Origin of the sequence: Fodinibius roseus (assembly GCF_900129315.1) — a bacterium.
GTDB lineage: Bacteria > Bacteroidota > Rhodothermia > Balneolales > Balneolaceae > Fodinibius > Fodinibius roseus.
This window is the reverse complement of sequence record NZ_FQUS01000030.1, coordinates 19863-33104: the sequence shown is the minus strand read 5'-3', so window position 1 is coordinate 33104 and position 13242 is coordinate 19863. Positions and strand designations below refer to the sequence as shown.

At 41.6% G+C, this 13242-nt stretch carries 19 protein-coding genes; 8 read left to right on the top strand and 11 right to left on the bottom strand.

Annotated features, from left to right (window positions below):
- Positions 1–132 precede the first annotated feature (132 nt).
- The 11 genes from BUB16_RS19255 to BUB16_RS19205 form a co-directional block, all read right to left on the bottom strand.
- Positions 133–615: a DUF6210 family protein gene (locus tag BUB16_RS19255; RefSeq protein WP_073068147.1), complete on the bottom strand. Its 483-nt coding sequence runs from the start codon at positions 613–615 to the stop codon at positions 133–135.
- 20 nt (positions 616–635) lie between these two features.
- Entirely contained in the window at positions 636–1031 is a 396-nt protein-coding gene (locus BUB16_RS19250; protein WP_073068145.1) for a hypothetical protein, read from the bottom strand.
- A gap of 257 nt (positions 1032–1288) precedes the next feature.
- Complete coding sequence (locus tag BUB16_RS19245; RefSeq protein WP_073068143.1) at positions 1289–1576, bottom strand: succinate dehydrogenase/fumarate reductase transmembrane subunit; 288 nt, start codon at positions 1574–1576, stop codon at positions 1289–1291.
- A 16-nt stretch (positions 1577–1592) separates the two neighbouring features.
- Positions 1593–1880, bottom strand: coding sequence for a hexameric tyrosine-coordinated heme protein (locus BUB16_RS19240; RefSeq protein ID WP_084088449.1), 288 nt, complete (start codon positions 1878–1880; stop codon positions 1593–1595).
- Between the two features lie 49 nt (positions 1881–1929).
- Positions 1930–3270 carry an NAD(P)/FAD-dependent oxidoreductase gene (locus BUB16_RS19235; RefSeq protein ID WP_073068141.1) on the bottom strand — a complete coding sequence of 447 codons (1341 nt, stop codon included), beginning with the start codon at positions 3268–3270 and terminating at the stop codon, positions 1930–1932.
- Positions 3271–3289: 19 nt separating this feature from the next.
- Positions 3290–3751 (bottom strand): carboxymuconolactone decarboxylase family protein, encoded by a 462-nt coding sequence (locus tag BUB16_RS19230; protein WP_073068139.1) that lies wholly within the window; start codon positions 3749–3751, stop codon positions 3290–3292.
- An 11-nt stretch (positions 3752–3762) separates the two neighbouring features.
- On the bottom strand, positions 3763–4107 hold the full coding sequence (locus BUB16_RS19225) for a carboxymuconolactone decarboxylase family protein (RefSeq protein ID WP_073068137.1): 345 nt from the start codon (positions 4105–4107) through the stop codon (positions 3763–3765).
- Between the two features lie 115 nt (positions 4108–4222).
- Positions 4223–5047, bottom strand: coding sequence for a phosphosulfolactate synthase (locus tag BUB16_RS19220; RefSeq protein ID WP_073068135.1), 825 nt, complete (start codon positions 5045–5047; stop codon positions 4223–4225).
- Between the two features lie 13 nt (positions 5048–5060).
- Positions 5061–6458, bottom strand: a complete 1398-nt coding sequence (locus tag BUB16_RS19215) for an MmgE/PrpD family protein (RefSeq protein WP_073068133.1) — start codon at positions 6456–6458, stop codon at positions 5061–5063.
- Between the two features lie 53 nt (positions 6459–6511).
- A complete protein-coding gene (locus BUB16_RS19210) occupies positions 6512–7144 on the bottom strand; it encodes a helix-turn-helix transcriptional regulator (protein WP_073068131.1) in 633 nt (210 codons plus the stop codon).
- Between the two features lie 29 nt (positions 7145–7173).
- Positions 7174–7926 carry a hypothetical protein gene (locus tag BUB16_RS19205; RefSeq protein ID WP_073068129.1) on the bottom strand — a complete coding sequence of 251 codons (753 nt, stop codon included), beginning with the start codon at positions 7924–7926 and terminating at the stop codon, positions 7174–7176.
- A 161-nt stretch (positions 7927–8087) separates the two neighbouring features.
- On the opposite strand from BUB16_RS19205, the gene BUB16_RS19200 reads away from it, so the two are divergent.
- The 8 genes from BUB16_RS19200 (at position 8088) to BUB16_RS19170 (ending at position 13020) form a co-directional block, all read left to right on the top strand.
- Positions 8088–8447 (top strand): ferredoxin family protein, encoded by a 360-nt coding sequence (locus BUB16_RS19200; RefSeq protein ID WP_073068127.1) that lies wholly within the window; start codon positions 8088–8090, stop codon positions 8445–8447.
- Positions 8448–8481: 34 nt separating this feature from the next.
- Entirely contained in the window at positions 8482–8721 is a 240-nt protein-coding gene (locus BUB16_RS19195) for a DUF2249 domain-containing protein (RefSeq protein ID WP_073068125.1), read from the top strand.
- Positions 8722–8782: 61 nt separating this feature from the next.
- The gene (locus BUB16_RS22325) at positions 8783–9013 is read left to right on the top strand and encodes an iron-sulfur cluster assembly protein (protein ID WP_084088448.1); all 231 of its coding nucleotides are present in this window, start codon (positions 8783–8785) and stop codon (positions 9011–9013) included.
- A 108-nt stretch (positions 9014–9121) separates the two neighbouring features.
- Positions 9122–9418, top strand: coding sequence for a hypothetical protein (locus tag BUB16_RS19185; protein WP_073068121.1), 297 nt, complete (start codon positions 9122–9124; stop codon positions 9416–9418).
- A gap of 77 nt (positions 9419–9495) precedes the next feature.
- Positions 9496–10926, top strand: coding sequence for a cbb3-type cytochrome c oxidase subunit I (locus tag BUB16_RS19180; RefSeq protein ID WP_073068119.1), 1431 nt, complete (start codon positions 9496–9498; stop codon positions 10924–10926).
- A gap of 12 nt (positions 10927–10938) precedes the next feature.
- A complete protein-coding gene (locus BUB16_RS19175; protein WP_073068117.1) occupies positions 10939–11955 on the top strand; it encodes a cbb3-type cytochrome c oxidase subunit II in 1017 nt (338 codons plus the stop codon).
- 3 nt (positions 11956–11958) lie between these two features.
- The gene (locus BUB16_RS21675; protein WP_170864473.1) at positions 11959–12183 is read left to right on the top strand and encodes a hypothetical protein; all 225 of its coding nucleotides are present in this window, start codon (positions 11959–11961) and stop codon (positions 12181–12183) included.
- Positions 12184–12195: 12 nt separating this feature from the next.
- Positions 12196–13020, top strand: a complete 825-nt coding sequence (locus BUB16_RS19170) for a c-type cytochrome (RefSeq protein ID WP_073068115.1) — start codon at positions 12196–12198, stop codon at positions 13018–13020.
- Positions 13021–13242: the final 222 nt, after the last annotated feature.

Below are 13242 nucleotides of genomic sequence, written 5' to 3'. Positions count from 1 at the left end.
TTGGTCTAATTCTTCTTGTGTCATGAGTTGTCTAAGTTAAGTGTATGTTGATAGTACGTATTATTTAACTTAGACAGAGTTAGATTTACACTCTCCACAAAGTATATCCTTTGAACGTCTAGAGTATCACAGTTAATCGCTGTTTTTCCAGGTTAAGATGCCCCATGATTTTTCGACATCTTCCATTAGAGGTAAATCAGAGTCTATTTTTTCCTTATCTATGATTACTTTTATCCAAGCCTCGTGGGATTTGTCTAGGCTTTCTTTATCAACTTGTAATCCTTGAGTAAGGGTTGATTTTTTTAGCACAGTATTGATATAGTCGGCTGTTTCTTTATCGATTCCTGCAGAACGAGTACACCACCGGTTCCATTTAGGTCCTGAAAAATATTCGAAAAATAATTTCTGTAGATCTAATTGCTCATCGACTAAGGGGATATAGTATCCTTCAAGCTCTGGGTGGCTACAACCGCGCCCTCCCGTCTGGTTTGTATATATAATACCGGATTTGTGAGGAAGGATAAGGCCTGTCCCTCCCGCATGCCACAACCGAACTTTAGGTTTTACCTTTTCTTCAGTTAGGAATTCCTCAAAGTTGTAATCTTTATCTGCCATGACTTATATAGGTTTGGTTATTACTCGTCGAGGAATCTGGATTTATATCCAAATTTTTCTTCAATTTCTTTCCATACTTTTTTATTGCTGTAATACCGTCCAGTAGCAATATCTTCCTTTCCTCTCTGTATACCGGCTTTTACCTCTTCTGGCAACTCATCCCAGCTCCAAGGTTTGCTGCTTTCTCTCATTGAACAAACAACTTCCCAAAACCGTTTATTTGTCAAGTGAATATCGGTCTTTGGAACTCCAGTATCATGCCCGATTTTCTGCAGGGCTGACTTTGATAATTCTCTCCATAATCCTACATGGTCTTTGGCACTGAATATCATCGAACGTAGAGCATTCAGCTGTTCTTGATTCTCCAGTTCACTAATCCAACGATTCAACTCCTGTTTATCTATATAGCTACCCATAGGCAATTTTTTGAGGTTAACGTCCCATACACCTATAAGCGGGTATTCTCTTCTGGAGGATATCCGCTTTTTTATTTCCTGATAATTCCCTGTACATTTTTATAAATCTTTAATGTCTCATTTTTGTGTCAACATCTGATAATCTCATAGTAGATCCCGAATGTATCAGGAACTAAAAGCAAGTTTTCAGGAGCACGTCTCACTATCCGATAAAGAGTGGGAACTATGTAAAAATAATTTTCGTCCAAAGCGGATGCTCAAACGACAGTTCTTGCTTCAAGAAGGCGACGTTTGCGCCATATTGATATGCCGATGGCCGCGTGCAGGATAAACGCCACGGCCAGAAACCCCTCCAGGATATATAAAATCCAGCCAAGGCTTTCCAGATTGTATGTATATCGATTAAATGCTTCTGCACCGCCAAAGAGCGTCAGATTTCCCGCCAAGTGGACAATAATAAAAACAATAAGCCCCAGGCCAGTTACGCCGGTCAAGATCTTACGGCCCACTTGGGATTTCAGAGCATTAACAAGAGAACTTTTCATATCAGCACCTTTTTCTTTATTCGCGCCAATAATTATTAGCTGCCGCTACCGTTTGGTAGTGTACCGCGACAACGTGGGAACTGGCAATAAGCGCGTCCGGGTCTTTAGAATAGACATCCCGCAGCATAAACAGTACATCCTTGTCGGGCTGCGTTGTAGTTACCCCTTTTCTGGCCAGTTGTACCGCCACCTGAAAACCTTCTTCAGGCGTTTCAGTAATAAGCGAAAGCTCATCTTGTTTTGTGGTATCGGTTGTATCACTATCCTGGGCAGTTATGAATGCAGTGCTAGCTACAAGCAGCATTATTCCTAGTGCGAATCCAGATATATATTTTATCATGATCCTGTTATTTTTAGTTATGGTTATTTTTTGAGAGGTCATACTCTGGATGGTCGGTTTTTAGGTTTGATAAAGCTTCATTTTCGCTACAATGTTTACATTCAAGGCGATCAGTAATCAGGCGAACCCCACGCTTAAATGTAAAATAGTACCATATCCACTCAAGGAAAACGCGCGTTTTATTATGGAAGCACATTAATTGCAGAATGTGAACAAACGACCACATAAACCAGGCGGGGAAACCACTAAATTTAAAACCTTTAATATCAGCTACGGCTTTAGCTCGACCGATGGTTGCCATAGTTCCTTTATCCTTATAATGGAATGTAGGAGTATCATTTATTTTGGAAGGGGCCTTTTTAAGAAGTTGCCCGAGAAATTTACCTTGCTGCATAGCTACCGGTGCCAGGGCGGGAAGCGGACTTCCGTCTTCACCTTTAACATGGGCCGCATCGCCGATGACAAATATATTTGGATATTCGGGCACGCTCAGATTGCCATTTACTTTTACCCGGCCGGTACGATCTTGCTCCACATTTAACGTATCTAATAATGGTGATGCTACAACGCCTGCAGCCCAAATGATATTAGGTGTATTAATGGTTCCTTCGCTAAACTGAACAGCATTCTCTTCTATATTAGTAACTGGTGTGTTGAGTAGCACGCGAACCCCCATATCTTCCAGCATTTGACGAGCACGTTCGGAGAGCTCCTCCGGATAGCCGTTCAGGATCTTGGGACCAGCCTCGACTAGAAAGATGCGTGTTTCGTTTTTGCTGATATTCTTGTAGTCACGCATCATATTGCGTTTGGCGATCTCGGCAATTGCTCCCGCCATTTCCACGCCGGTAGGTCCACCCCCGATGATCACGTAGGTCAGATAAGGCTCACGCAATTTGGGATCATTAATCTGCTCAGCCTCCTCAAGTGAAAGAAGGATGCGTTCGCGAGTATCCAGGGCATCAGCAATGGATTTTAGTCCTGTGGCGTGCTCCTTCCATTTATTATTGCCAAAGTAGTTGTACTGGGCGCCTGGAGCCATGATAAGCTTATCATACGAGATTGTGCGCCCGTCGGCCAGCTCAAGACTCTTTTTCTCGGGATGAATGTCTGTCACCTCTCCCAGCAATATGTGCATACCTGGTTGCTCACCGATAATGGCTCGGATAGGGGCTGCAATATCACCCGGCGAAAGAGCCGCAGTGGCCACTTGGTACAGCAACGGCTGGAACAGGTGGTGATTTGACTTATCTATAAGTGTAACATCCACATCGGCTTTTTTAAGTTGTTTAGCAGCAGATATTCCACCAAATCCACCACCAACAATGACAACATGTTGTTTTTTGTTCTTCATAATAAGTAGCTAAAATTCATTATTTAGCAAGTTCGGGTTTATAGCTTCCGGGAACATTTCGAAAACTTATAGCCAATCGGTTCCAGCCATTGATGGCAATGATCGCCATAGTAAGCGCCGTTAGCTCAGCCTCGGCAAAGTGTTTGCGAACAGACTCATAGAGTTCATCTGAAACGTCATTTGCTGAAATCTTTGTAAGTGCCTCGGTCCACCGTAAGGCAGCGCGTTCACGATCTGTGTAGAAAGGAGATTCTTTCCACACGCTTAGGGTATATAATCGTTGTTCGCTTTCCCCTGCCTGTCGTGCGTCTTTGGTATGCATGTCGATACAATATGCGCAACCATTAATTTGAGATGCTCGCAGTTTTACTAATTGAATTAATGAATCTTCCAATTGTGAATTCGCGACATACTTTTCAATCTCATACATACCTTCTAATGATTTTGGTGCTATTTCCTGATAATTAATTCGTTGTTCCATAATCGTGTATATTATAATCCGTCTATTTTTTCGATTTCATCTATAGCCAAAGCTGCATGCGCATAAGAACCACCGGCTCTCATTTCTGCTGCAACCCAAATTGCTTCCATAATCTCTTCATTAGTTGCGCCCTTTTGCTTCGCCTGCTTGGTATGTCCTTTTATGCAATAGGGGCACTGGGTGATATGAGCCGAAGCCACGGCGATCAGCTGTTTTGTTTTTTCATCTAGAGCGCCTTCTTTAAATACAGCCTTACTGAAATTTCGAAAGGCTTCGACCTGCTCAGGTGCAAGGTCAGCTCGTTTTTGTGACATTATTGGTGTTGCGGGTGGAAAAACAGAATTATTGTTACTCATAGTTTTATGTGTATTTAGGTTAAATATTAAATGAGCTGACCAGGGATTATCCTGACCAGCTCCGCATGGATATGACTTAATACATCAAAGATATTAAGCTAATTTTGAGGGTAGTTTAATTTTTATAGGTCAGGACCCGTCCCCAAAGGCTTTTGGTTCCCCAGATTCCGCGACGCAGCGTTTCGAGCTGCACAATTTGACTATGGTCCACGAACATGTTCACCTCCGGACCATAGTTTTTGATGTACCAGGCGAAAACTTCCGGATCGGCTGCTTCAAACATCAGCTTTTCCAGGCCGATTTCGTTGATAAATGCAGCCGGGACATCAGTTCTCCACGGGTCGGCGTTTTCAGTAATGCCTTCCGACTCAATCATGATCATATAGGCTCCGGCATCTACAAACCGCTTGGCTTGCTTGACTGCATAACTGGTATCGAGCGTACCTTCCGATTCCAGCTCTCCTTGGGCCGTGTCTCCGCCGGCGCCAAACTGAATGCCAATTTCGGGCTTGGCTTTAAGTCCGGCTTCCTGCACCTTTTCGATCAGACGAAGCCAGTCGTCGGTGGGCAGGGTGATGAATCCGGCCGAGAGCTCAATGATATCAAAACCGTAATCTTTGCAGGTATTGATATATTGATTGACGGCGTCTTTGCCCTGCGTCAGGACGTACTCCATAAATCCGCCGGTGGATACCAGCGCATCATGATCATGAGCAATATCAATCAGCTCTTGTACGGCCGGTTTGGGCATGATGGAGAATGATCCTCCCGAAAACTTAAGCGAATCAACATGTTCGCCCATCGTTTCCATGATATCCTGCAGGTATCGCTTGCCCATTACAGCATAGTAAGGACCGCGAATTTCTGTTACGCCTGTAGTTCGGGGTTTTGGTTCTCGTTCGTTTTTGTTTAGGAAATTGAATGTTTTTTCTTCACTCATAGTAAAACTTCCTTTAATTATTCATCGTGGGGATTGTGGTTAGAGAAACAATTTCTACATCTTTTAGTAGATTCATTAAATCTGTTACTTTATAATTTTCAAAATTGGTTACGTGATCTATTATTTCTTCACGAAGTTCTTGCGAGGTATAAGGCTTAGCCAATCCTTCAAACTTTTGAATAACAGTGTCCCAGCTCATAGGTCGGGTATGGAAACCTTCATAATCACGTTTTTCAATCTCGTGTGTTACTCCATTCTTGAGATGTACTGTTAGCTTTGTTGGCATTTCATCAGGGAATCGGTCACTGTATTCTTTTTTGGGAGATACCTGTACCTTTTGGAGCAGTGACTGGATATCATCAGCTTCAATGCGTTTTTTTCGATACTGTTTGGGCATCACTTCTCCATCAAGAAGGGCAGCAGAAACCATATATTGAAGACTATGGTCAGCCTCTTCTTTCGTTCGAACAATGGTTTTGTCCCCTTCTTCACCTCCGCCGATTATATGATATGCCACGTCGAAGATATCGATCTCTATCTTTTCTACCTCATCAGCTGAAAAACCGTGGTTATCCTTCAGTTCAATGATCCCTTCGATGGAGGATTGGGAATGAATCTCGGCGTTGTACTTTTTGATAACGGTATCAGTCACGCGTTCAAGGTTTTCGGCGGACCAGTCAATAGAAAACTTTCCGGCAATGGAATCCATAAATCCTTTATTACCTTCAAAAACAGCAGGTGGACCAGTGATTCCGTGTTTTGCCAGAAGAGCCGCATGGGTCCCGCCAAAAGCAGTGTGAGGATATGCCAGTCCTTTCCAGTTAGAAAGGGCTCCGGTTCGAGTTACTCGAAGAGCATTCAGCGCGGTACCTGCGATAGCAATGGCATTGGCTGTTTTTTCTTCGTCGAGTCCAAATGCTTTCGATACGCCTGCTGCTACGGCATAGGAACCCTGGGTGGTGTGATCGAATCCTTTGTCGCGCACCGGGGCTTCATCACTTAGTCGACACTGAATCTGGTAGGCAACAGCCGAAGTTGTCAGAAAATCTTTTCCGCTAAGATCAGTTGTTTCTCCGGCCGCTAGAATAGAGCCAATATTATCGCTGGGGTGACAGGTTTCTCCCTTAGCTAAATAGCTGTCATTGAAATCGAGATATCGTACCAGGGCACTATTGTAAAGAGCGGCGCGCTCAGGGGTTGTTTTTTCTCCTCCTATTAAAGTAGATAATTGCGATCCGCCCAGATAATCGTCTATCATTTTTCGAATGGATTGAACAGGCGGCCCCTCAATAGCCCCAATAGCTGTTCCTAAGGAATCCAGCAGTCTTATTTTAAGCTGCTTAACTGCCTCATCAGATAAATCATTATATGTTGCATTGGTTACAAATTTTGCTAGGTCATGTACAATCATGGTTATCACCTTTACAGGTTTATGGAAATATTAGGGATATGATGTAATAAAATTTATTCATTGGTTGGGATATTATAAGTGCAAGAGTAATCTCCTTCGGCAATATGGGTGGTTCGTTCAGCTTTATCATTAAAGAGCTTCTTGTAAAACATGGCTTCAAGTTTGCAAGGAAGTCTGGTTTCTTTGACCACTTCACTGAATGGACAATTACACTCTTTAATGGTGAGGGTTTCGCTTTCCTCATCCATATTAATTTCGGGCATGAATCCTTCTTCTTCCAACATATGTTCTAAAGCCTCAACCCTTGTATCGAAGTCAGTTTCTGAGGATTGATCCATACGGTGTTGGGCCTTTTCAATTCGACCTTCCCAAAAAGTTCTGAAGAATTTTTTTATCGTTTCATCATCATCTTTTGACTTTAAAAAACTAAGTAATTCCTTGATGAGAGCTGATTCATAGGAAGGGAATAGGCTATTTCCCTTTTGGGTAAGTTGGTATTCAAGGCTTGGCCGGCCTGGTCCAGAGCGTATATAATCGCGCTCTATATATCCGTCTCGTTCCAGTTGCAGAAAATGTTCTCGAAGAGTTGTTTTCGCTAAGTCGGTATTTTTAACCGCCTCATCTATTGAGATGGTACCTTTCCTCTTAATAAGTTCTAGTAGTTTTTCTTTTGATCCTGTAAACATAACAGTAGGATTTAATATGAATGGTCAGGTTATCCCGATTTTAATTTTTGTTTTACCAATGGGATAAGGTGTTCCCGTTCTATGGCTATTTGTTTTCTCAGCGAAGAAAATAGTGTTCTAAAATTATAATTAAGAATACGAAGTGTTGAACATGTGCATTCTGGATTTTTTAACCCCTGTCCCTTTTCCTCAATGGTGTCAATTAACTCTAAAATAGTACTTTGATCTTCCTCAATAATTTCAATTCCGTTATTTACCTTTTTGATGGTACCATGTAATACATTCTTATTTGAGTCTTTTAAGATCTCAAGAAGGGGAAATAGTTTATGACGTTGGAAATAGAAGTAGTAGTTTAATTTTTCCTCCAGTTTGTCAAGATACCAATGCATATTTTTTAACCAGTTGTATTGGTTGCCATGTATTTTGTGGACTCGGGGAAAATCTCGGTTAATATCATCAAGTAGTTCAGTATTTCTTGTCAGAAAATGTCGTTCCAGATACTTACACCACTTCTGTAAGTTTTTTCCAAAGTCTGGTGGTTCTTCCTCATCCTCTACTCCTTTTGGTGCGCCATTATTCTGTTGGTTCTTCTTTAGCCATTTTAAGACTTCTACTTCACTCCATTTCTTTTGTTGGCATACCGATCGCAGGGTTTCGGATTCGTGATTGTTAGGTGATAAGCCAATAGAGGAAAGCAGTTCTCCTGCGTTTTTTTCAGCACTTACAATTTGCCCGATTGTAGCATCGGCTGTAAGACCTTTGAGTGATTGGCTGTTACTCATAATAATCTATCTTTTTGTGTTATCAGCTCAGCAGTTAGAAAATAGACATATTAATGTAATTAGTCAATAAAATCGGTAAAAACCGATTTTATAGTTGAAATTAATTTTAGCTACTCATACCTTTGAAATGAAATTAAGAAAAGCACCAATTATGAGTAATTATGGCTTATGTCGTAACCGATCCATGTATTCAGTGTAAGCACACAAACTGTGCTGCTGTTTGTCCTGTAGATGCCTTTCGAGAAGGGCCAAATTTTTTAGTGATTGATCCCTTTGAATGCATTGATTGTGATGCATGTGTGGCCGAATGTCCCGAGGAAGCCATTTATCCTGATGATGAAGTACCTATGGAGTGGGTAGATTATATCGAGCTAAACGAGCGGCTGTCTGAAGAGTGGGCCGACCATGTGATAAATGAGGCAAAGGATGCCCTTCCGGAAGTAGATGAATGGAGCGGCCGCGAAAACAAGCGCGAGCACTTGATTGAGAGTTGGGACAATGTATCTGAATCTATTAAATGATTTAACACTTTAAGAAAAATCAAAAAACAAGATAATGGACGATACAATAAAACAATTGGATGTACGAAAAATAGCACCTCATAAAAAGCACTCTACTATTTTTGATACGTATGATGCTCTTGAAGTAGGAGAAAAATTTATCATTATCAATGATCACGATCCTAAACCACTCCGCTATCAAATGGCTGCCATTCATGGCAAGGGAAAATTTAGTTGGGACTATCTGGAGAAAGGACCGGAGGTTTGGAAAGTGCAAATCGGTAAAAAATGCTGAGTAATGAATTATAGATTCTACTTCCATAGATCGGCGCAAGATAGCCCGGAAGCTTTGAGAGATAATTGACGCCAGGCTCGGTGTAAACGTCGTAGACCTTGGTTTGGCCTACAACATCCTGTGTGACGATGGCAGGGTGATTGTGGGATTAACGGCTACGACTCCGGGCTATCCTATGCGTCGATATCTACAATTACAGAACGAGAAAACATTGGATTTAATGAACAAATACATAAAGCTAAAATTATTTGATTTGCATTGGGTGATCTCGGTGGCTTTCATTCTATTCTAATGGGTATTTTAACTCGATTATTTGTTGAGAATAGCAAGGACGAAAGTATTACAGTAAAAAGACAGATTTTCATTGAAATGTCACAAAAATTTGATATGATCAGACCTGATGGCAACCCCAATTAAGCGTAAGTATCACATCTCGAATGAACAGTTATTTGAACTTGTGGATGATGTGGTTGAAAAGGATGGACTGTATAAAATTGGGGAAAGAAGAGGCATAGGCTTATTAAGTATTGATATTGGAAAGGTTGAGCTATTATATCTACATATCGTACAAAAAGAAGGTATAAGTGAGATATCCGCGTCAACTGGATTGTCATTTATGAAAGATCGCCCTCAGTCCGATTTACCAATAAAAACTATCAATAGTTTCCTGCAAAAGTTAGAGAAAAAAATGAAGTAATAATCAGGTTACATGAGTTACAATTAAAACTACTAACAAAATTTATTTAACAAGTAAGATTTCAATTCAATATAAGAATGGAAAAAAAATCAGCTGTACTATCTGAACAACGACCACTGACGGTTGAAAAATCAAAGGTGGGAGAACGAATAGATACTTCTTTAGAGTCGATTAGGCTTATCTTCTCATTTGTAGCTCTATCTGCCTTCTGGTTGGTTTTTGGAACGCTTGTCGGTGAATATGTAGGATTTAAATTTGTTTGGCCGGAATTAGATTCCGTTTCCTGGCTTTCTTTTGGAAGGTTGCGGCCGGTTCACACTAATGTGCTGTTTTGGGGATTTCTATCGCAGGCGATGATTGCCCTTGCCCTTTATGTCGTTCCACGTACAAGCCAACGCGAACTCTATAGCTACCGACTGGGATGGACAAGCCTGGGATTGATGAATATCTCAGTTCTCTTTGGAGTTATAAGCTTAATGATGGGTATAAATAATGGCGGCCAGGAGTACAGAGAAATAATCTGGCCTATCTTTGCATTATTTGCAGGGGGGCTCATATTGGTAGCCTACAACCTATATAAAACAATAGCGGATAGAAAGGTAACAGAGATTTATATTTCCAATTGGTATATCCTTGCAGCCTGTTTATGGACGATCATATTAGTAAGTATCGCATATCTACCGGGTTACCAAAAGGATGGTATTAGCCAAACCGTTATTCAGGGTTACTATATGCACCAGGGAGTTGGACAGTGGTTTACGCCCATGGTATTAGGGCTCACTTACTATTTCCTTCCGAAGCTGCTTAACAAGCCGATATATTCATACTCTCTGGGAGTGTTAGCATTCTGGACTCAGATGATTTTTTACACCATGATTGGATCACACCACTTTGTATTTAGTCCCATCCCTTGGTGGATTCAAACAGTTGCTATTGTTTTTAGCGTTGGAATGATCGTACCTGTAACTGCAGGTACAGGAAACTTTCTTCTTACAATGAAGGGTAGTTGGCGTTCCTTTGCTCGAAGCTATTCGTTACCATTTATACTTGTTGGCGTAATATTTTACGCTATTGTGTCTTATCAGGGTACCCTTGAAGCTTTTCGATCCCTTAATAAAGTATGGCACTTTACAAACTTTACGATCGCCCATTCCCATATGAGCATGTATGGATTTGTAGCATTTCTAATTTGGGGTGGGATCTATGGATTAATTCCTCGATTGACGGGAAGTGAGCCTCCGCAGCTGGCGGTGGGAGCTCATTTCTGGTTAGCCCTCATCGGTATACTCGTTTACAGCATTCCGTTGATGATAGGAGGAACCCTGCAGGGTTTAAGTTGGATTGCCGGAGAATCATTTATGGAGTCTGTTAATTTGATGACCCCATACTGGGTTTGGAGAGCTATTGGTGGTACTATGATGTTCCTGTCACATCTGATATTCGCTTACAACGTTTGGAAAATGCGTCCCTCAACATGGGAAAAGCTAACACAAGTTTCTCAATCTTAAATTTGATATACAATGAAGTTTGACTTTCACAAAAATCATAAGCTGCTGTTTGGTACTATTTTTTGGGGGTTTATTTTCCTGAGTTTGATTATTTCAGTACTTCCCGCTTTGTGGGTACAAAGAGAAAATGAGCCTCTTCCGGCAAGTGAGCCAATGACCGATATAGAACGAAAAGGTCTTAATGTGTTTATCGGTGAAGGATGTGTTTATTGTCATACACAACAAGTACGACCTATAGAGATGGATGAAAACTGGGGCCGTCCTTCAGCACCAGGCGACTATGCTCGTATTGACAGGCAGGATATATGGCGTCAAACGCCAGCAGTTTTAGGTAGTGAGCGAACAGGTCCGGATTTGAGTAATGTTGGAGAGCGCCAACCGAGTGCTGTTTGGCATTATATGCATTTATATAATCCCCGGTCTGTTGTTGAAGAATCTATTATGCCGTCATACCCCTGGCTTTTTGAGGTAAAGAAGAGCCCCGGATCCGATGAGACTGTAGTTTCCATGCCGGAAGATTATGCTCCTGAGCAAGGACAACTTGTAGCAACAGAAAAGGCAGAGGCATTAGTTGCTTATCTACAATCACTCAAACAAGTACCTATGGACGCTCCTGCAAGTTCAGTTTCTAATGAAGAAACCAGCAAAGAAATATCAGAAAGTCAGAAAAAAACGATTGATGGGGCATCTATCTATTCTAATAATTGTGCTTCGTGCCATCAAAATAATGGGGAGGGAGTTCAGGGAGCTTTCCCTTCATTAGTGGGTGATCCTGTAGTTACGGATGAGGATCCGACCGATCATATTCGTGCTGTGCTCTACGGTATGCAGGGCGTGCCAATTGAGGGTGAAAATTATAGCGGAATTATGCAGCCATTTGAACAGACATTATCAGATGAAGAAGTTGCTGCGGTAATTAATCATGAAAGAACCAGCTGGGGAAATGATGCTCCAACTATTACCGCAGAAGATGTAGCAGAAGTCAGAAATAATGATGAACTCAATGAAATTACTGCCGAGGAGGAGTAGCGCATGTTTCCATTACTATTAACACTAATACAACAAGCAAATGAGTTTTCAACTTCTAGTGAGGGACGTGAATATGCTCCACCCGATGGACCTCTTTACTATCTGGTGTTAATTGTTTCATCTCTAATAGTCGTTGGTGTCGTCTACTATACCATTAAATGGTTTATTTGGCCGGGGGAGCAGTCAGAAGATCATATTAAACGCAAGATATTAAATGAGGAAAATTAACAGGTATTTAAAATGTCTACCGACAACAGCAATTTAATACATGTATATTTAGACGACCAAGAAGAACCTATTGTATCATACCGTCCCCCCGTTAGGTTCGAACTGGATACAACGCAACTAGAAGATGGTCCCCATGTAATTAAGGTCGTTGCGACTGATTCATCTGGTAAGGAGGGAGTAAAAACGATACCATTTGAAGTACGAAACGGCCCTGGCATTGATGTGGATGGGCTACAAGAAAACGATGTACTGGAGGGTAGGGTACCTATTTTACTTAATGCATATGGTGGAGCAAAGGAACCTTATTGGCAACCTTCCCGTGCTGAGACACCTGCACCAGTTCCAACATGGGCTTGGGTGCTACTATTGGTTATTGTGGCATGGAGTACGTTTTATATTACCCAACAATGGACAGCGCCGGATGAGTATGCGGAATCCCCTACCTATAGTATGTTTTATGGTGATCAAAGTTCGAGCTCTTCCTCACCCGATAGTGCAACCGAAAAAGCTAATTTAGGTGCTACCCTTTATCGAACCAGTTGCTCAAGTTGTCACCAGGGTAATGGTGAAGGGGTGACCGGAGCTTTTCCTCCACTGGCTGGTGATCCGGTTGTAACGGATGAAGACCCCACCAGACATATAGAAATTATTCTATTTGGTATGGAAGGGGAACCTATAGAGGGGGTCGAATATTCCGCAGCAATGCCTCCATTTTCCGAGCAACTTTCGGATGAAGAGGTGGCGGCTATTATCAATCACGAACGGACCAGCTGGGGAAATGATGCCCCGACGGTAACTGCTGAGGAAGTAGGAGAAGTTAGAGCGGAAGGAAATTAATTGCATTATTAAATAACAAGTGATAAATGACATACAAAGTGAACAGGATGTAAAACATCTTGTTCACAGTTTTATGAGAAGGTGCGTGATGATTGATTAGGATATATTTTCAATGATGCAGATGGAGGATGAAGAACTATCTAAGGTGATCGACTTTTGGTTTGTAACCTTATTTACCTTTGCGGTATCTAATAGGATGGAATTATGCTATAAATAAATGAG